The organism is Bradyrhizobium sp. (assembly GCF_049586575.1).
Taxonomy (GTDB): domain Bacteria; phylum Pseudomonadota; class Alphaproteobacteria; order Rhizobiales; family Xanthobacteraceae; genus Bradyrhizobium.
This window is the reverse complement of record NZ_JBAVCF010000319.1, coordinates 1-18,862: the sequence shown is the minus strand read 5'-3', so window position 1 is coordinate 18,862 and position 18,862 is coordinate 1. Positions and strand designations below refer to the sequence as shown.

Annotated in this window: 15 protein-coding genes; 7 read left to right on the top strand and 8 right to left on the bottom strand. The window is 62.4% G+C overall.

Features of this window, described 5'->3' with window-relative positions; genetic code table 11:
* Together WB528_RS12280 and WB528_RS12275 are read right to left on the bottom strand one after the other, a co-directional pair.
* The coding region (locus WB528_RS12280) for a glutamate-cysteine ligase family protein (protein ID WP_423888683.1) at positions 1–571 on the bottom strand (571 nt) is incomplete at its 3' end.
* A 96-nt stretch (positions 572–667) separates the two neighbouring features.
* Entirely contained in the window at positions 668–1,156 is a 489-nt protein-coding gene (locus WB528_RS12275) for a MarR family winged helix-turn-helix transcriptional regulator (RefSeq protein WP_423888682.1), read from the bottom strand.
* 127 nt (positions 1,157–1,283) lie between these two features.
* Between WB528_RS12275 and gstA the strand changes: the two genes are divergently transcribed.
* On the top strand, positions 1,284–1,895 hold the full coding sequence (gene gstA / locus WB528_RS12270; protein WP_423888681.1) for a glutathione transferase GstA: 612 nt from the start codon (positions 1,284–1,286) through the stop codon (positions 1,893–1,895).
* 136 nt (positions 1,896–2,031) lie between these two features.
* Here gstA and WB528_RS12265 read toward each other — a convergent pair whose 3' ends face one another.
* The 4 genes from WB528_RS12265 to WB528_RS12250 all read right to left on the bottom strand — a co-directional run bounded on the left by WB528_RS12265 (position 2,032) and on the right by WB528_RS12250 (position 7,856).
* Positions 2,032–4,251: a 3-hydroxyacyl-CoA dehydrogenase NAD-binding domain-containing protein gene (locus WB528_RS12265; protein WP_423888680.1), complete on the bottom strand. Its 2,220-nt coding sequence runs from the start codon at positions 4,249–4,251 to the stop codon at positions 2,032–2,034.
* 12 nt (positions 4,252–4,263) lie between these two features.
* Positions 4,264–5,472, bottom strand: coding sequence for an acetyl-CoA C-acetyltransferase (locus tag WB528_RS12260; RefSeq protein ID WP_423888679.1), 1,209 nt, complete (start codon positions 5,470–5,472; stop codon positions 4,264–4,266).
* A gap of 86 nt (positions 5,473–5,558) precedes the next feature.
* Positions 5,559–7,349, bottom strand: a complete 1,791-nt coding sequence (locus tag WB528_RS12255) for an acyl-CoA dehydrogenase C-terminal domain-containing protein (protein ID WP_423888678.1) — start codon at positions 7,347–7,349, stop codon at positions 5,559–5,561.
* 120 nt (positions 7,350–7,469) lie between these two features.
* On the bottom strand, positions 7,470–7,856 hold the full coding sequence (locus WB528_RS12250) for a nuclear transport factor 2 family protein (RefSeq protein ID WP_423888677.1): 387 nt from the start codon (positions 7,854–7,856) through the stop codon (positions 7,470–7,472).
* Positions 7,857–7,981: 125 nt separating this feature from the next.
* Here WB528_RS12250 and WB528_RS12245 point away from each other — a divergent pair, with 125 nt between their 5' ends.
* From WB528_RS12245 to WB528_RS12225, 5 genes are all read left to right on the top strand, one after another.
* Positions 7,982–8,578 (top strand): PadR family transcriptional regulator, encoded by a 597-nt coding sequence (locus WB528_RS12245; protein WP_423888676.1) that lies wholly within the window; start codon positions 7,982–7,984, stop codon positions 8,576–8,578.
* 199 nt (positions 8,579–8,777) lie between these two features.
* Positions 8,778–12,152 (top strand): hypothetical protein, encoded by a 3,375-nt coding sequence (locus WB528_RS12240; protein WP_423888675.1) that lies wholly within the window; start codon positions 8,778–8,780, stop codon positions 12,150–12,152.
* 378 nt (positions 12,153–12,530) lie between these two features.
* A complete protein-coding gene (locus WB528_RS12235) occupies positions 12,531–13,457 on the top strand; it encodes a sulfite exporter TauE/SafE family protein (protein ID WP_423888674.1) in 927 nt (308 codons plus the stop codon).
* Complete coding sequence (locus WB528_RS12230) at positions 13,454–14,245, top strand: TIGR02186 family protein (RefSeq protein ID WP_423888673.1); 792 nt, start codon at positions 13,454–13,456, stop codon at positions 14,243–14,245. The genes WB528_RS12235 and WB528_RS12230 overlap by 4 nt, the downstream gene beginning before the upstream one ends.
* A gap of 164 nt (positions 14,246–14,409) precedes the next feature.
* A complete protein-coding gene (locus WB528_RS12225) occupies positions 14,410–16,893 on the top strand; it encodes a hypothetical protein (protein ID WP_423888672.1) in 2,484 nt (827 codons plus the stop codon).
* Here the strand turns inward: WB528_RS12225 and WB528_RS12220 are convergent.
* Positions 16,890–17,660 (bottom strand): MBL fold metallo-hydrolase, encoded by a 771-nt coding sequence (locus WB528_RS12220; RefSeq protein WP_423888671.1) that lies wholly within the window; start codon positions 17,658–17,660, stop codon positions 16,890–16,892. The two genes, WB528_RS12225 and WB528_RS12220, sit on opposite strands and share 4 nt — an antisense overlap.
* Positions 17,661–17,669: 9 nt before the next feature.
* Positions 17,670–18,590 (bottom strand): DMT family transporter, encoded by a 921-nt coding sequence (locus tag WB528_RS12215; RefSeq protein ID WP_423888670.1) that lies wholly within the window; start codon positions 18,588–18,590, stop codon positions 17,670–17,672.
* 99 nt (positions 18,591–18,689) lie between these two features.
* Here WB528_RS12215 and WB528_RS12210 point away from each other — a divergent pair.
* The coding region (locus WB528_RS12210) for a LysR family transcriptional regulator (protein WP_423888684.1) at positions 18,690–18,862 on the top strand (173 nt) is incomplete at its 3' end.

Below are 18,862 nucleotides of genomic sequence, written 5' to 3'. Positions count from 1 at the left end.
CTTCGGAGGAGAAGTCGAGATTGGTCTGCACCGTGCAGGTCCGGTACATCATGTCGATGCCGTAACGTCCGACCTTCGGCATGTAGTTGGTCATGATCTTGTAGCGGCCCTTGGGCATGACCGGAATCTGCGCCCGCGACCAGGACGGCGTCATGCCGAGCCCGAGAAAGCCGATCCCCAGAGGCGCTGCGATCTCGCGCACTTGCGCCAGATGCGCCATCAGTTCGCTCTGGGTTTGATGCACGGTCTCGACCGGCGCGCCGGACAACTCAAATTGCCCGCCGGGTTCAAGCGAAATCGCCCCGCCGCCGGTGACGTCATGGAGCCCGATGATGTTACCGCGCTCCATGATCGGCTCCCAGCCAAGCAGGAGTTGCATCCCTCCCAGCAGCGCGCCGATGCCGCGAGCGCCTTCGTAAGGCACCGGCTGACGGCCGCTCAACGTAAACGGTGTTTTTTCGTGCTCGGTCCCGATCCGGAAATCGGAAACAGGCTTTGCGCCAGCCTCGAGCCAGGCGACGAGTTCGTCGCGCGACTGCAGGGGTGTCATATCGATCTGGTCACGCGCCATGCGAATTCCGGGTATGAAGCGCTGCGACCGAACGCGCGCGGTGTCGGAGTCTCCCGCAGACCCTGGGGTTCGCGGGGGTGAGAGACAGCGAAGTTATCATCGGGCGGGCGCGCCGTCTTTGACAGCGAGCGATGGCGCCTCCCCGCAGGAGCAGCCGAGCCGGTCAAGCAGACCGCAGAGCTTTACGGCATCTGTGTCCGACAGCTTCGAGCCGACATGCTTTTCGATGCCGGCAGAATAGGCGCTCCACATTTTCTTCTGTAATTCGCGTCCGGCTTCCGTGATCTCGACGAATTGGCCGCGTTTGTCGATCTTGCATTCGCGGCGCACCGCCAGTCCCTCATCCACCAGCCGGTCGATCAGCCGCGAGGTGGAATATTGCGGCAACAACATCTGCTTCTCCAGCTCAACCGGGCGCAGCTCACCGGCTGGGGCGCGCGACAGTTCAAGCAGGGCATCGTACCAGGCAAGCGGCGGAAAACCGGCCTTCTTCAGATCGTGTTCGACGGCATTGAGCACCCGGGTCTGGACCCGCATCAGCCGAATCCAGGCGGCGGTCGCTTCCGTGGATGGTTTGCGTTTCATGGTCGATGTCCACAATAATCACGCGCACTCTAGCGCACTTGATGCACGTGCATCAATGTTGACTGCTTCATGCAAATGCATTTAGTTATGTATTGCCCTTTTGGCACCATCCACGGGAGGAAACCAAATGAAATTGTATTATGCGCCCGGCGCCTGCTCGCTCTCCCCCCACATTGCGCTCTCGGAAGCGGGGCTTCCATACGAACTGGTCAAGGTCGACCTGCGCGCCAAGAAGCTCGAAAACGGTGACGATTTCTGGAAGGTCAATCCGAAGGGCCAAGTGCCGGCGCTGGCGCTGGACAACGGCGAACTCATCACCGAGGGGCCGGTCATCGTGCAGAGGATCGCCGACAAGGTGCCGGCCAAGAACCTTGCGCCGAGCCGCGACAGCGCCGAGCGCTACAAGCTTCAGGAGTGGCTCACCTACATCAACGGTGAATTGCACAAGAACATCAGCCCGCTGTTCAACCCGGCGCTTTCGGATGAGGCCAAGGCAGTCTTCAAGGACCGGGCGATGGGCAAGTTCAAGTATGTCGACAGCCAATTGGCGGGCCGCGAATACCTGATGGGCAACCACTTCACGGTCGCGGACGGCTATCTGTTCGTGATGTTGCGATGGGCCGATGCAATGAAGTTCGACCTTTCGGAATTGAAAAACCTGATGGCCTACAAGGATCGTATTGCTGCGCGACCGAAGGTGCGGGAAGCGCTGGTCAAGGAAGGCCTGATGGCGGCTTGAATTTCGTTCTCCCTCCCCCTGAAGGCGGAGGGTCGGGGCGGGGGTCATCATCGAAATATCGAGATGATCCCCTCCCGCTTGCTCTTCGATCAAGCGACCTCCCCTTTTCAAGGGGAGGTCAAGCACTACTCCGCCGCTACGCCGCGGCGGGCTGCTTCTTCGGCGGGAAACGGCCGTAGAAGGTCTCGCCCTTGGCGGCCATTTCTTCCAACAGCTTCGGCGGGGTGAAGCGCGAGCCATATTTGGCCTCGAGCTTGTGGCAGAGCTCGACGAACTTTTTCGTGCCCATGAAATCGATATAGGACAGCGTGCCGCCGGTGAACGGCGCAAAGCCGAACCCGAGGATCGAGCCGACGTCGGCCTCCCGCGGATCGACGATGACGTGATCCTCCACGGTGCGGGCGGCTTCGACCGCCTGCACTACCAGAAAACGCTGCTTCAACTCCTCGACATCGAGCGTATCGGGATCGAGGTGCTTGGGCTGCAACCCGCCGAGAGACGGCCACAGGCTCTTCTGGCCCTTGCCCCTCTCCGGATAGTCGTAAAAGCCCTTGCCGTTCTTGCGGCCGAACCGGCCTTGCTTTTCGACCAGCTCGACCAAGAGCTTCTTCTGGGCCTGATCGATCGCATTCGGACCGAGGTCGGCTTCGGTCGCCTTCATGATCTTGAGCACGAGATCGAGCGCCACTTCATCGGACAGCGACAACGGCCCGACCGGCATGCCTGCCATCTTGGCGGTGTTTTCGATCATCGCCGGCGGTACGCCTTCCATCAGCATTTCCAGCCCCTCGGCGGTGAAACGCAGCACGCAACGGTTGGCGAAGAAACCCCTGCTATCATTGACCACGATCGGGGTCTTGCCGATCTGGCGCACATAATCGAGGGCGGTGGCGAGCGCGACATCGCCGGTGTTCTTGCCGAGAATGATCTCCACCAGCATCATCTTCTCGACCGGCGAGAAGAAGTGGATGCCGATGAACTTGCCCTGGTCCTTGAACTCCTCAGCCAGCGAATGGATCGGCAGCGTCGAGGTGTTGGAGGCAAAGATCGCATCGCCCTTCAGCAGCGGCTGCGCCTTGGCATAGGTCTCGGCCTTCACCTTGCGATCCTCGAACACCGCCTCGATGACGAGATCGCAATCCTTCAGCACGTTATAATCCGCGGTTGCCGTGATCTTCGACAGGATGGCGTCGCGATCGCTGTCCTTGGCGCGGCCTTTCTTGATCAGGTCGTCGATGACCGATTGCGCGTGGGCCTTGCCCTTGTCCGCGCTTTCCTGGTCGCGGTCGATCAGGACGACATCGATGCCGGCGCGCGCCGAGACATAGCCGACGCTGGCGCCCATGAAGCCGGCGCCGATCACGGCGAGCTTCTTGACCTTGGTCGGCGGCACGTTTTGCGGACGCCGCGCGCCCTTGTTCAATTCCTGCATCGACATGAACAGCGAGCGGATCATCGCGGCGGCTTCGTTCGAGCGCAGGATCTGCGTGAAGTAGCGCGACTCCACCCGCAGCGCCGCGTCGATTGGCAGCTGCAAGCCTTCGTAGACGCACTGCATGATGGCGCGCGCGGCCGGATAGTTGTCGAAGGTCTCGCGGCGGAAGATGGCATTGCCGGCCGGGAACATCATCATGCCGGCTTTGGAGTAGACGGGACCGCCCGGAAGCTTGAACGCCTTGTCGTCCCAGGGTGCCAGAGCCTTGCCGCCGCCCTTGATCCAGTCCTTGGCCGCCTTGATGAGATCGGCCGCCGGCACGACCGCGTGGACCAGGTTGAGCTTCCTGGCCTTGTCGAGATTGATAGCCTCGCCCTTGAGCAGCAGTTGCATCGCATCTTGCGGCGGCACGATGCGCGGCACGCGCTGGGTGCCACCGGCGCCGGGGAAAAGCCCGACCTTGACTTCGGGCAGACCGAGTCGCGTCTTCGGGTTGTCCGCCGCCACGCGATAGTGGCAGCTCAGCGTGATCTCGAAACCGCCGCCAAGCGCCAGCCCGTTGATCGCGGCAACCCACGGCTTGCCCGACGTCTCGATGGAGCGTAGCACCAGCGAGAAGCGCCGGCTCTGGTCGAACAGCATCTGGTTCGCGGCCGTCTCGCCCTGCTCCTTGAGCGCCTTGGCATACGCGTGGTTCATGCCCTCGAGCATCGAAAGGTCGGCGCCCGCGCAGAAGGCTTCCTTGCTGGAGGTGATGACCACGCCCTTCACAGCCGCATCCGCCGTGGTCTGCTTGACAATTTCATCGAGCTCGTCGGTCGAGGTCTGATCCAGCACGTTCATCGAACGCCCGGGAATATCCCACGTTACCAGCACAATGCCGTCGGCGTCGGTCTCGACTTTGAAATTCTTGAAGGCCATTGGCTGCTCTCCTTACACGCGTTCGATGATCGTGGCGGTACCCATGCCGCCGCCGATGCACAGCGTGACCAGCGCGGTCGACTTGTTGGTGCGCTCGAGCTCGTCGAGCACAGTGCCGAGAATCATCGCACCCGTCGCTCCGAGCGGATGGCCGAGCGCGATCGCCCCGCCATTGACGTTGATCTTGGCCTCGTCGATGTCGAAGGCCTGGATGTAGCGCAGCACCACGGAGGCGAACGCCTCGTTCAGTTCGAACAGGTCGATATCGGACTTCTTCATGCCCGAACGTTCGAACAGCTTTTCGGTGACGTCGACCGGACCGGTCAGCATCATCGCCGGCTCCGAGCCGATATTGGCGAAGGCGCGGATTTTGGCGCGCGGCTTCAGGCCATGCTTGCTGCCGGCTTCCTTACTGCCGAGCAGCACGGCGCCGGCGCCATCGACGATCCCGGACGAATTGCCGGCATGGTGCACATAGTTGACACGCTCGATTTCGGGATGCGACTGGATCGCCACCGCGTCGAAACCGCCCATCGCCGCCACGTCGGCGAATGACGGCTTGAGCTGGCCGAGCGACTGCATCGTCGTCGAGGGCCGCATATGTTCGTCCTTGGCGAGGATGGTGAGGCCGTTGACGTCTTTCACCGGCACCACCGACTTGTTGAAGCGACCTTCATCCCAGGCTTTCGCCGCACGCTGCTGGCTCTGCACCGCATAGGCGTCGACATCGTCGCGCGAAAAACCGTACTTGGTCGCAATCAGATCGGCCGAAATGCCTTGCGGCATGAAATAGGCGGGCACCGCGATCGAGGGATCCATCGGCCAGGCGCCGCCGGAGGCGCCGATACCGACCCGGCTCATCGATTCCGCGCCGCCACCGATCGTGAGTTCATTCTGTCCGCTCATGATCTGGGCCGCGGCAAAATTCACCGCATCAAGGCCCGAGGCGCAGAAGCGGCTGATCTGAACGCCGGGAACGGATTCGCCGAGACCTGATTGCAGCGCCGCAAAGCGCGCGATGTCGGAGCCTGCCTCGCCGACCGGGTCGACCACGCCGAGGATCACGTCATCGACGACGCCTTCCGCCAGATTGTTGCGCTCCTTGAGCGCCTTCAGCGGGACGGTGGCGAGCGCGAGCGCCGTCACCTCATGCAACGCGCCATCGGCCTTGCCGCGGCCGCGCGGTGTGCGAACGTGATCGTAGATATATGCCTCAGGCATGATGCCCTCCCGGTATGAGGATCATAGTTCAGTAGCGATCTGGACAGGTGGACGCGGAGTCGGACGGCCCCGTGACAACTCGCCGATCAGAATGCTTCGGCCGCCAATTCCATGATGGTTGCGCTTCCGCTCTGGATGCGCGCCAGATGCACCGAGGTTTCCGGCAGCATCCGTTCCATGAAGAAGCGGCCCGTCACAAGCTTGGTCGTCAGATAGGGGCTCGCACCGACAGCCGCAATCTTGTCGTTGGCAACCTTCGCCATCTTCGCCCACATATAGCCGAGCGTGACCAGCCCGAACAAATGCATGTAGTCGGTGGCGGCAGCACCGGCATTGTCGGGCTTCATCATGGCATTCTGCATCAGCCAGGTGGTGGCCTGCTGAAGATGGCCGAGCCCGGCCGACAACGGCGTGATGAAGGGCTTCATCGCCTCATTGGCCCCCTGCTCCTTGGCAAAGGAAGCGACCTCGCCAAAGAAGGCCATGACGGCGCGACCGCCGTCGCGCGGCAGCTTGCGCCCGACGAGATCGAGCGCCTGAATACCGTTGGCGCCCTCATAGATCATGGCGATGCGCGCATCGCGCACGAACTGCTCCATGCCCTGCTCGGCGATATAGCCGTGGCCGCCATACATCTGCTGGGCCTGGACCGCATTGGCAAAGCCGATCTCGGTGAGGAAACCTTTCAACACCGGCGTCATCAGCCCCATGTGGTCGTCCGCCTCCTTGCGATCCTTGGGATCGCTGGAGCGATGCGCGACGTCGCTTTTGAGCGCGGTCCAGATCACCATCGCCCGCGCCGCCTCGTTGAAGGCGCGAATGGTGAGGAGCGTCCGCCGCACATCCGGATGCACGATGATCGGATCGGCCGGCTTGTCAGGCGCCTGTGCACCCGTCAATGCGCGGCCCTGCAAGCGATCGCGCGCATAGGCCGCCGCGTTCTGGTAGGCGACCTCCGACTGCGCCAGACCTTGCACCGCAACCCCAAGCCGGGCCTCGTTCATCATCACGAACATGCCTTGCATGCCCTTGTTTTCCTCGCCGATCAGCCAGCCGGTGGCGCCGTCGTAGTTCATCACGCCGGTCGAATTTCCGTGAATGCCCATCTTGTGCTCGATCGAGCCGCAGCTGACGCCGTTGCGCGCGCCAAGCGAGCCGTCGGCGTTGACGAGGATTTTCGGCACCACAAACAGCGACACGCCCTTGATGCCGGCCGGTGCGCCTTCGATGCGCGCCAGCACGAGATGGATGATGTTGTCGGCGAGATCATGCTCGCCGGCCGAAATGAAAATCTTGGTGCCCGATATCTTGTAGCTGCCATCGTTCTGTTTGACGGCCTTGGTGCGCAACAGGCCGAGATCGGTGCCGCATTGCGGCTCGGTGAGATTCATGGTGCCGGTCCACTCGCCCGCCACCATCTTCGGCACGAACATCGCTTTCTGCTCGGGCTTGCCATGCACGATCAGCGCCGCGGTCGCCCCCATGGTGAGACCGCCATACATGGAAAAAGCCATGTTCGCCGAACACTGGAATTCCGTGACGGCCTGGCTCAACGTCACCGGCAGGCCCTGGCCGCCAAATTCGGTCGGCGCTGAAAGACCAAGCCAGCCACCTTCGGTGACCTGCTTGAAAGCTGCCTTAAATCCCTTCGGCGTCGTCACGCTGCCGTCGTCATGGCGCGTGCAGCCCTCGAGATCCCCAGTGCGATTGAGCGGCTGCAGCACTTCCTCGCTAAGTTTGGCGGCTTCGCCCAAAACCGCCTCGCGCACATCGGCCGACGCATCGCTGAAGCCGGGTAGATTGTCGTAACGGTCGATCTGAAAAACGTCATTGAGCAGGAAATTGACGTCTTCAAGAGGCGCTTTGTAGATCGGCATGAAGTTCTCCCGGCGAGATCCTGGGTAGTGTAGCTGGCAATATCTGGACGCGACCTTAACCGCTTCCCTGTGTCGGGGGCAGCACTATCGGAGTCGCGCAACGGTCTTGCGACGCGTCAACTATCGCTTCGCTAGTTGCTCCCCCATCAAGCGATGCAGCAGATTGATGGCTTTCAGCGGGCGGACCATCACCTTGAAATGCGTGATGCGGTCTTCTGAGTCGAAAGCGATGATGTCGACACCGTTGATCGTGATGCCTTCGATTTCGCTGGTGAATTCCAGCACGGCGCCGGAGTCGCCGGTCCATTCGCCGACATAGGTGAAGGTCGGGCCACCCAACACCTTGGTCGCGCCAGTCAGATATTTGAATGTGATGTCGCGGCTGCGCTGTGGCGTATGCAGGACGGGGCTTTCAAACACAGCATCAGGATGGAGCAGGTCCCACAGCTCAGCGTGATCCTGGGACTTGATGAAGCGGTGCCATCTTTGAAGGCCGATCGTTGTCAAAGGACGCCTCCCGCGGACACATCACCGGATCGACCGGCTCATCTATATGCATATTGACGCATATGCATCAATACGCATAACGTCAAGCGTGTTAATCCCCGATCAGTCCAATCCGGGAGGGACCCTTGGCCCTCGCTGACGCTATCCTCGCCTGCCTGACGGAACGGCCGATGACGGGCTATGAGCTGGCCAAGACGTTCGATTCCTCGATCGGCTTTTTCTGGAAGGCCGACCATCAGCAGATCTACCGCGAGCTTTCCAAGCTGCGCGACCGCGGCCACATCCAGGGCCGCGAGGTCGTCCAATCCGGCAAACCCAACAAGCTGGTCTATACGCTCACGGCCGAGGGGAAAGCCGCATTCCGGCATTGGGCCGCCCGACCCTCGACGCCGGCGTCGATCAAGGACGACCTTTTGGTCCGGATTTATGCGCTCGATGCTGTCGACATCGAGCCCCTGCGCGCCGACCTCATGGCGCGGCAGGAGCATCACCGCGACCGTTATGAGCGCTATGAGCGCATCCTGAAGAAGCGCTTTCCGGAAGGAACTGCTTCCCCCGCCGACATGGGCAAGCTGCTCGGGCTTCGTGTTGGCCTGCAACACGAGCGGATGGTCGCCGACTGGTGCGAGGAAGCAATCACGGCGCTCTCGGCGATTTCGAGCACAGCCGACGTCGTTGAGCTTGATCGGGGAACCCGCCAGCGGACCGGTTCGGGCGACTGAAGCCGCGCGGGAAAATCGCAAGTCGGCCGCAAACTTTACGGCCGCCCGGGCCCATTCCTTAACCGGTTATTTACCGTAACGCGAAAAAGTCGAGCGTTAGAAGCAGACGACCCGCGCCTTATTCGATTGTCTCTTCTTCGGGACGCGCGGGGAGGCTGAAGGCGCCAGGTGGGGCGCCGGAGCGGAACCGGACGAAAGCATGAATTCGCGCGTATCGTGGAGTAGTGAAGGCATCGATCCTGGCGTCCGGGAGCGCGCCGAGGCTGCCGCGCGCCGGGCCGGCGTTTCGTTGACGGACTGGCTCAATCTCAATTCCGGCGACACGGCCCCTCCGAACTTTCACAAGTCGCCCGATCAGCGGCCGGCCATGCCCGCACAGGAAAGCCGGGACGTCGCCGACATTCACCAGCGGCTTGACGCCATCACCCACCAGATTGAACAGATTTCGCAGGGACGGCCCCGGAACGACGCCCCGCGCGGCGAATCGCCCGTCGCGCAGCAATTGAACGACGCGATTGCGCGCCTCGATGCGCGGCTCTCGCAGATTTCCAACCCCGCGCCGGTGCGCCAGCGCCAGACGCAGGAAAAGCAGCGCCAGACCGAGATGGTCGAACGCGCGGCTGCTCAGGTCTATCGCCCCTCGCCTCCGCTCAATCCGGCTTCATTGGATTCGGCGATTGCGGAAATTTCCGCGCGTCAGAACGAACTCGACAACTTTGCACCGCCGCCGATGCTGAGCAGCGCGCCGCCGGTGGCGCCTGCTGTCACCCATGCCCCGCCGCCTCCGCCAGCGGGCCCCGATTTTTCCTCGCTTGAGCGGCACCTCGTCAAAATCACGAGCCAGATCGAATCTCTGCGCCGGCCTGATCACATCGATCAGTCGATTTCCGCGTTCCGCAGCGAACTCGGCGAAATTCGTCACGCCATCACGGAAGCAATGCCGCGCCGGGCGATCGAATCGATCGAGAACGAAGTCCGTTCGCTGGCCCGCCGCATCGACGATAACCGCCAGAACGGCAGTGACAGCCAGGCGCTTGCCGGCGTGGAACGCGCGCTCGGCGAAATCCGAGAAGTGTTGCGCTCACTCACTCCGGCCGAGCAGCTTGCAGGCTACGACCAGGCCATCCGCAACCTGACCGACAAACTCGATCAAATCATCCGGGCCAACGACGACCCGTCGACGATCCACCAGCTCGAAGGCGCAATCGCGGCCCTTCGCGCCATCGTCTCCAACGTCGCCTCCAACGATGCGTTGGCGCGCCTCAGCGACGACGTGCGTGCACTGTCTGCCAAGGTCGATCAGCTTACCCGCGCCGACGGCCGGTCCGACTCGATTGCCATGCTGGAGCAGCGCATCACCGCACTGGCGGCTTCGCTCGAGAGCCGCGAACCGCGGCCGGCAGCGAGCGAGAATTCCGAGCAGATCGAACGCGCCTTGCTGGCGCTGTCCGATCGTCTCGACCGGATCCCGGTCGGCAATGACGGCGCGTCCGCGTTGGCTCATCTGGAGCAACGCGTATCGTACCTGCTCGAAAGGCTGGAGGCCTCGGGCGATCACAGGTCGGGCAATCTCGGACGGGTCGAGGAAGGCTTGCAGGATGTTCTGCACCACCTCGAACGCCAGCAAACCAGCATTGCCAGCTTCATCACCAATAGCCGGAGTGAACCGGTCGTTCAGGACAACGGACTTGCCGATCTGGTCAAGCGCGAATTGTCCGACATCCGCTTCAGCCAGGCGGAAACCGATCGCCATACGCAGGATTCGCTCGAAGCCGTCCACAACACGCTCGGCCATGTGGTTGATCGTCTCTCAACGATCGAAGGCGATTTGCGGACGGTGCGCACACAGCCTGCCGCATCACCGGCGGTGGCCGCTGTCGGAACGAGCTTTGTCCCGGCCCCTTCCGCTCCCGGGCCTTCCTCCTATTCCGTTCCCGAGCCTTCCTATTCCGCGCCGGAAGAAGAAGCCGCCGAGCCCACTTATGTGGAACCGGAGGCGACGAGCCTTGAGCCAATGGCGCCGGCGCCGCAATTCGAGCCTGAACTGCCGAATCCGGTCGCAGCGCCAGAACATTTCGCGGCCGCCCCGCGGGATTTCCATTCGGCCGAGACGGCACAATCGCCCGCCATCCCGCCCCGGACCATCAGCGAAATTCTCGAGCCGCCTACAGCGCCGTGGCGTGTTGCGATTGCCCCGGAGTTGCCACCCGATCATCCGCTTGAACCGGGCACGCGGCCGTCCGGACGCGTCGCGTCGCCATCGGAGCGCATCGCGGCCTCCGAGAGCGCGATCAGCAACATTCCCGCCGCTGCTCCGAAGGAGCCCGTCAGCACGTCGAGTTTCATTGCCGCCGCGCGTCGTGCCGCCCAAGCCGCGGCCGCAGCACCCCCGCCCGACAAGGCCGGAAAGCAGCCGAAGGCCGCGCTGTCTGCCGGCCAGGCCAAGACAGCATCGACCATCACCTCGAAGATCCGTTCCCTGCTCGTTGGCGCCAGCGTCGTGGTGATCGTGCTCGGCACGTTCAGGATGGCGATGACGCTGCTCGACACCGGCACGCCGGCAGCGATGCCTGCGGTGGAAAACTCAAGCGATGCGCCGTCAACTGCTACTCCTGCCGGCAATGGCGCAAGCTCGGCGATGCCGGCACAGACACAGCCCTCGATGACGTCGCCGACACCGATCGGACGGCAGTCCTTCAACAACGCCACGCCAGGCAATGGCGACGGCATGGCTTCGGTGGCGATCCCGCCGTCCACGTCTTCGACCTCCGCCGCCAGCGATGTGACCGGAACGATCCCGCTCTCGCCCACTTCATCGGGCACCGGCAAGCTCGCAATGATTCAGGTCCCGCCGACCGAAAGGCTACCGGACGCCATTGGCGGTCCGATCCTGCGCGCCGCGGTGCTCAAGGGCGACCCGACCGCGGCCTTTGAGGTCGGCGTGCGCTTTGCCGAGGGCAAAGGCGTCGCGCCGAATTACGACGAAGCAGCCAAATGGCTCGACCGCGCAGCGCAGGCCGGCGTGGTGCCGGCAATCTTCCGGTTAGGCACCTTCTACGAGAAGGGCCTGAGCGTGAAGAAGGATGTCGATATCGCCCGCCACTACTACATGCAGGCCGCCGAACGCGGCAACGCCAAGGCGATGCACAATCTCGCGGTGCTGGATGCGGATGGCGGCGGCAAGGGCGCCGATTACAAGGGCGCGGCGCAATGGTTCCGCAAGGCGGCCGATCGCGGCATCGCCGACAGCCAATATAATCTCGGCATTCTTTATGCCCGCGGTATCGGCGTCGACCAGAACCTCGCCGAATCCTTCAAATGGTTCAGCCTGGCTGCGGCTCAGGGCGACAGCGATGCCGGCCACAAGCGCGACGATATCGCCAAGCGGCTTGACCCGCAGTCGCTCGCGGCCGCCAAGCTTGCCATCCAGACCTTCACACCCGAACCCCAGCCCGACGACGCCATCAATGTGGCGAGCCCCGCGGGCGGCTGGGACGCTGCACCGGCGCAGGCAGGAAACACCAAGCCCGCGGTCAAGCCGGCCGCGAGCAAGCGCACGGCAGCGGCGCACTGACACTAGTGGTCCGATTCTAACATTCGCATCCGGAATGGTCTTGAGCTTCATGACCAAAATGGAGTCTCCTCCGCCGTCGTGGAGGCGATGTCCGCAACCCGCGAAGTCCGCTGGCTAAGCCCAACCGAAGCCTCGGCGATGAACCTCACGACCCGGCCGATTGGAAGGCCGGAGGCGCCTCGCCGTTAATCCTTATTTTTCACCACGTCCCACGTTACGGCAGGAGATGCGGCAAAAAATCCACCTTGCGCGCATTCTTTAATCCCTTCGGCTGCCGATTTCGGCTATGCAGAGGCGCGGCTTTTACGCCCGCACTCCCAGGAAACCAGGCCTTGGGCGGTTTCGGCCGGCCTCACGGCTTATCCGGAAACGATGCGCGTGCAGCTTTATCTCCCGATCGCCGACATTCCGGTCAATATTTTTCTCATCCTGGCGATGGGCGCGGCGGTTGGCTTCGTTTCGGGCATGTTCGGCATCGGCGGCGGCTTCCTGATGACGCCGTTGTTGATCTTCATCGGTATCGCGCCGGCGGTTGCCGTCGCCTCCGTCGCCAGCCACATTGCCGCCTCGTCCTTTTCCGGCGCCATTTCATACTGGCGCCGCCGCGCCATCGATCCTGCACTGGCGCTGGTGCTGTTAAGTGGCGGTGTCATCGGCACGGCGCTCGGCGTGTGGACCTTCACACAATTGCGGGCGCTCGGTCAGCTCGACCTGATGATCGCACTTTCCTATGTCGTGCTGCTCACGACCGTGGGCGGGCTGATGTTCTGGGAAGGCCTGCGTTCAATGCTCCGCGTCCGGCGCGGCATCGCCGTGTCGCTGCGCCGGTCCGGCAGCCACGGCTGGGTCCACGGCTTGCCGTTCAAGATGCGCTTCAAGCGCTCCAAGATTTACCTGTCCGTCATTCCCGTGATTGGCGTCGGCGCGATCATCGGCTTCATCGGCGCCATCATGGGCATCGGCGGCGGCTTCATCCTGGTCCCGATCATGATCTATTTCCTGCGGGTGCCAACCTCGACCGTGATCGGAACGTCCATGGTGCTGACGCTCGTCACCATGACATTCGCCACCCTGTTGCACGCCGCCACCAACCATCTGGTCGATGCCGTGCTGGCGCTGATCCTGATGATCGGCGGCGTGACCGGCGCCCAGTTCGGCGCGCGTGCCGGGCAAAGGATTCGCGGCGAGCACCTGCGGATGTTGCTTGGGCTCTTGATCCTCTTGGTCGGCATTCGCTTTGCGAAAGAGCTCGCGATCCGCCCCGACGATCTCTTCACGATCCGGGAAGCCGGAGGCGCAGGATGAGCGGACGTTTCCTCAATGCAACCGCCGGGGTGATGCTCGCGCTTGGCGCGGCCGGTATCTTTTCGCCGGCGCGCGCGGAACGGCTGATCGTCTCGGTCTCCAACCATCGCGTGACTGTGACGCCGAATTATTCCGGCGAGGAACTTGTGCTGTTCGGTTCGGTCGAAAAGGACGCTTCCACCCCCGCTACCCGGAACAACTACGATCTCGTCGTCACCGTCATGGGTCCCCGCGCCGACATGGTGACGCGCCGGAAAGAGCACAAATTCGGCATCTGGATCAATACCGACTACCGCGAATTTCTTCAGGTGCCGACGTATCTCGCGCTGTTTTCCAACCGCCCGTTCGATGCGATCGCCTCGGCAGACGTGGAACGACGGCAGCAACTCGGCCTCAACAACGTGCTGCTCACGCAACGCGTCGGAACGGATTACGCCGACGTCGTTCCCAACGATGCGTTCCGCAGCGCCTTTGTGCGGTTGCGCGGCGAACACGGCCTTTATCGCGAAGAAACGTCGGCTGTGACCTTCCTGACTCCGACACTGTTTCGCACCGGCATTCCGCTGCCGGCCGAAGTGCCGATCGGCACATACACGGTCGAGATCAAGCTTTTTTCAGATGGCGCGTTGGTCACGCGCACCGAAACCGCCTTCGATATCGTCAAGGTCGGCTTCGAGCAGTTCGTCGCGACGAGCGCCCGCCAGGACGGCCTGCTCTATGGCGCGTTCACCGCCTTCATGGCGCTGATGACCGGCTGGATGGCGTCCATCGTTTTCCGCAAGGACTAACTATCGGCAAGAGGCGCGTTTTCGCCGTCTCGCATTGGCCAAAAGCTAATGCCGGCTACCGGATTGCCGGGCGACTCCGGGCGCTTTTTAAGCAAACATTATCGAAGGTAGCGTAGGGAGCGAGAGCATCGCGGATTGGTCGTGACTTCATCGAGGACACTCTCTTGCAGGCATCCCCCGGAATTCCAGGCCGCTATTATTTCGCAATTTTTATTCTGGCCACCGCGACACTTTCCTATCAGATCCTGATCACGCGTTTCTTCAGCGTGATGCTGTATTACCATTTCGCGTTTGCCGCCATTTCTCTCGCCATGCTCGGCCTCACGCGCGGAGCGATGGAGGTTTACAACAAGCCTGCCCGCTACGCTCCCGACCGGGTGGGCGTGGAATTCGCCAACCACGCCGCGTGGTTCGCGATGACCGGCGTCGGCGCCATGATCGCATTCCTGTGCGTGCCGCTCGTCGTTCCCGCAGACTACGTGATGGTGGCGCTTGGGATCGCGACGGTCGCCTTCGTGAGGCCTTTTACCGAAAGCGGTGTCTGCATCACGCTTCTGCTGACCCGTCTCCCCTATAGCGGCGGCTGGCTCTATGCGGCCGACCTCGCCGGCGCGGCACTCGGCTGCATCGGCGTTATCGTCCTGTTGCTCGTTGTCGATCCCGTCAGCGCGACATTGGGGATCGGGGCTTTCGCCGCCGGTGCCGGCTGGATGATGGTGCGAGGTAGCGGAGATTTCCGCAGCCTGCGTCTGACAAGCGCCGTCGCGCTGACGCTGGCTGCCGCGGCGACCGTGCACACCGGGCTCGCCGTTTCCGGCAGCAGCCATCTCGGCGTATTCTGGGCCAAGGGCACGCCGCAGTTCGGGACGCTGTTCGAGCGCTGGAACACCTACTCCCGCATCAGGGTGATTGGGCTTGGCAAATCCGAGCCGTTCGGCTGGGGCTTTGCCCATACGCCGGCGACGAAGATCGACCAGCATATTCTCGACATCGATGCCGGTGCGAATACCGTCATCACGCGGAACGATGGCGACCTCGGCAAGCTCGCTTACCTGAAGAGCGACGTCATCAACGCCGCCTATCAGGTGCAGCCGATGGCCGACGTCGCCGTTGTCGGCGTGGGCGGCGGCCGCGACATTCTTTCCGGGTTGATTTTCGGCGCCAAGCGCATCCGCGCGATCGAGATCAATCCCGCGATCTTCGAAGTCCTGACCGACAAGTTCGCCGACTTCTCCGGCCATCTCGATCGTCAGCCCGGCGTGTCCCTGGTCAATGCCGAGGCTCGCAGCTACATCAATCATTCGTCCGAGCGATACGACCTCGTGCAGATTTCGCTGATCGACACCTGGGCGGCAACGGCGGCCGGCGGATTGACGCTCACCGAAAACCGCCTTTACACGACAGACGCCTGGGACGACTTTTACCATGCGTTGAAGCCGGGCGGAATGTTGTCGGTGTCGCGCTGGTTCGACCCGAAAACCCACCGCGTCGAGCTCTATCGTCTGGTGTCGATCGCAGCGAGCGCGCTCGAGCGCCAGGGCGTGCCGGCGAACGAGCTGTCCGATCATGTCATCGCGGTCAATGTCGACAACATCGTCACCGTGATTACCCGCCCGGACGCCTTTACGAAAGACCAATGGCAAGCCGCGCGCACCCGACTTGAGGCGCAGGGCTTCAAGATATTCCTGGGACCGGACGTCGCTTACGACAGCATCACCTCGACGCTGATGTCCGGCAAGGCCGACAAGGCGTTCTTTGCCTCGCTGGTGGAAAATATCGCTCCCTCGACTGACGACAATCCGTTCTTCTTCTTTACAGAGCGCTTCACGAATCTTCTCACCAAGCCCGCGGCGACGCTTTCCAACAACAACGCTGCGATCAGCATGACGCTGCTTCTGCTCGTGATGGGATTTTTGGCCTGCATCTACTACATCGTCACGCCGTTTGTCCGTCTCGCGAGGCGGATGCCAGTGTCGGTGCTGACGCCGCCGGTGATGTACTTCTGCGCGATCGGCATGGGGTTCATGCTGATCGAGATATCGCAGATGCAGCGGCTGATGGTCTTCCTTGGACATCCCGTCTACGGACTTGCGGTCGTGCTTTTCACGATTCTGCTTTTCAGCGGGATCGGCAGCACCACGGTCGGTTCGGATGAGCCTCGACAGGGTGCGATCGTCGCGAGGGTTATTGCGCTCCTGATGACGCTCGTCGTTGCTGGACTACTCACGCCATGGCTGACCGCCTCGGCCCGATCGGCGGCCACCGACATGCGCATTCTGCTGTCCGTGCTGCTGCTGGCGCCTCCGGCGTTCTGCATGGGGATGATGTTCCCGATGGGACTGAGCGTCTGGCGGCGCCATTCGGAGTTGCTTCCGTTTTTCTGGAGCGCCAATGGCATTACATCGATGTTTGCCTCGGTGCTCGGTATGGCATTGTCCATCGCATTCGGCATTGCCAACACTTTCTCTATCGGCGTGGCCTTCTATGCCGTCTGTGCGCTCATGATCGTTGTCAGCCGGAAGGCGGCACGGCTGCGTGAGGATGAAGTCGCCTCCGAGGTGATGGCTGTTGCTCCGTCGATCCAGCCAGCACTCGTCGACTCGTCCGCCAGCATGCCAGCCGGCAAACTGCTCGAACCGGCTGACTAGCGCGGCAGTTCAATAACCGTCTTCACGCCAGGCTCGAGAAGCTTCAAACGGGAGCCGAACCCAAGTGCATCAAAGGAGGCACGCAGGTCGGACGCATTTTGCTTGAAGTGCGCCCAACCATCGGTGTGCAAAGGCACGATGACGGCATCGGGGAAGGCGCGCGCGGTCTCGATGGTGTCGTTGGTGTCCATGGTGAGATGAAACGGGCCGCGGGTCTGCGCCGCGCCCGCAAACGGCAGCACGACGCCGGCCATGAATCGCTTGGCCACTTCCGCCACGCCGTCATACCAGACCGTGTCGCCGCTGATATAGATCGGGCGGCTATCCTTTGATGTCAGCACGAAGCCGATGACGTCGCCGGCAAGAGGCTCAATCCCTGCCGGCCCGTGACGGGCCGGCGTCGCCGTGACCGTCAACGAACGCCCGTTCTTCGACAATTCGGTGGATGCCCAGGGCGCAAGTCCCTCGGCGTGCCCGCCGAGCCGCTTGGCGCCTATCACCGTGGTCAGCACGCGCTTGGCCCTCGGCAGAAAGTGTTTTCCGGATTCGTCGAGGTTGTCGGCGTGCTGATCGTGGCTGAGCAGCACGGCGTCGATCTCGCCGATGGCGTCCTCGGCTATGGCCGGCCCCGAAAGCTTTTCTAGCTTCACGTGCGGCAACTGATAGGCCCGCGGCGCATCGAAGGTTGGATCGGTGAGCAGCCGGAAGCCGTCGATTTCAATCAGCGCGGTAGGGCCGCCGATCAGCGTCATCGTGAGCGTGGACATCGAACTCTCCTATCGAGACGTGGAAGACGCAGCGGCCGGACGGGTGACCAGATAAACACCGAGCGCGACTGGAACAATCCCCAGGAGATCCCGAACCGCGACATGCTCGCCGAGCACCAGGAAGGCGAACAGCATGCCAAGCGGCGGCATCAGGAAGTGATAGGCGCTCGCAGCGGTCGCTCCACACACCCTCAGGAGATGGAACCAGAGCACATAAGCAAGGATCGAGCCGCCGAGCGTGAGAAACGCGAATGCACCGAGCAGTTGAAGGTTCGGCACGATGTCGCCGACGTTTGCGAATGTGAAGGCGAACGGGATCAACACGACGCCGGCGGTGAGGTTTTGCACGCCATTGCCGACCCAGAGGCTGCCCTTCGGCGCCAGCAGCTTGAACAGGATGGTGCCGAGGACGATCGAGGCCAGCGAGGCCAACGTAAACAGGATGCCGTGCAGGCTATCGGTGCCGACCGACATGCGGTGCCAGACGATGGAGGCAACGCCGAGGATGCCGAGCAGGAGCCCGGCTACCTTGCGCCAGGTCAGTTGCTCGTTGAGCAGCAACGCCGCTAACGCGGCGGTGAAGACAGGATTGGCGCTGACGATCAGGCCGCCAAGCCCGGCGGATACGGTCTGCAGGCCGGTGTAGCCGAGGCCAAGATAAAGCGCGTTATTGGCAACGCCGAGAACCGCAAACACCAGCGTGTCCCTCAACGTCAGCGGCCAGCTTTCGCGGCGCAGCGCCGAGATTCCCAGGATCAGGATTCCCGCGAGCGAAAATCGCGCAGTCAGGAGAATGAGCGGTGGGCAGTAGGTGACGCCGATCTTTCCCGCGACGAAGGCAAAGCTCCAGAGCAGACAGAACAGCGCGATCAGAAGCGGGAGCGAGTTGAAGGTGGGACGGGGAACCGTGACGGACGGGGCGAGCGACATGGGAATTCTCCTCCGAATCCCGATGTAGGTCGCCGCCTTGATATTTGGAAATTAAATATTAGACGGTCATCCAGTGGAAAAACAAATAGGGCAATTTCGATGCTCGATCTGGAGCTTTTGCGCAGTTTTGTGTCGGTGGTCGATACCGGCGGCTTCACCCGCGCCGGCGAACGCGTTCACCGCACCCAATCCACCGTCAGCCAGCAGATCAAGCGGCTGGAGGACGATATCGGTCAGCCGCTTTTGAACCGCAACGGCAAGGACGTGACGCC

Coding starts and splice junctions, on each gene's coding strand:
- WB528_RS12275 (WP_423888682.1), bottom strand. CDS start 1,156: ATGAAACGCAAACCATCCACGGAAGCGACCGCCGCCTGGATTCGGCTG.
- WB528_RS12260 (WP_423888679.1), bottom strand. CDS start 5,472: ATGCCTGAGGCATATATCTACGATCACGTTCGCACACCGCGCGGCCGC.
- WB528_RS12215 (WP_423888670.1), bottom strand. CDS start 18,590: ATGTCGCTCGCCCCGTCCGTCACGGTTCCCCGTCCCACCTTCAACTCG.
- WB528_RS12265 (WP_423888680.1), bottom strand. CDS start 4,251: ATGGCCTTCAAGAATTTCAAAGTCGAGACCGACGCCGACGGCATTGTG.
- WB528_RS12220 (WP_423888671.1), bottom strand. CDS start 17,660: ATGTCCACGCTCACGATGACGCTGATCGGCGGCCCTACCGCGCTGATT.
- WB528_RS12230 (WP_423888673.1), top strand. CDS start 13,454: ATGAGCGGACGTTTCCTCAATGCAACCGCCGGGGTGATGCTCGCGCTT.
- gstA (WP_423888681.1), top strand. CDS start 1,284: ATGAAATTGTATTATGCGCCCGGCGCCTGCTCGCTCTCCCCCCACATT.
- WB528_RS12255 (WP_423888678.1), bottom strand. CDS start 7,349: ATGCCGATCTACAAAGCGCCTCTTGAAGACGTCAATTTCCTGCTCAAT.
- WB528_RS12240 (WP_423888675.1), top strand. CDS start 8,778: ATGAATTCGCGCGTATCGTGGAGTAGTGAAGGCATCGATCCTGGCGTC.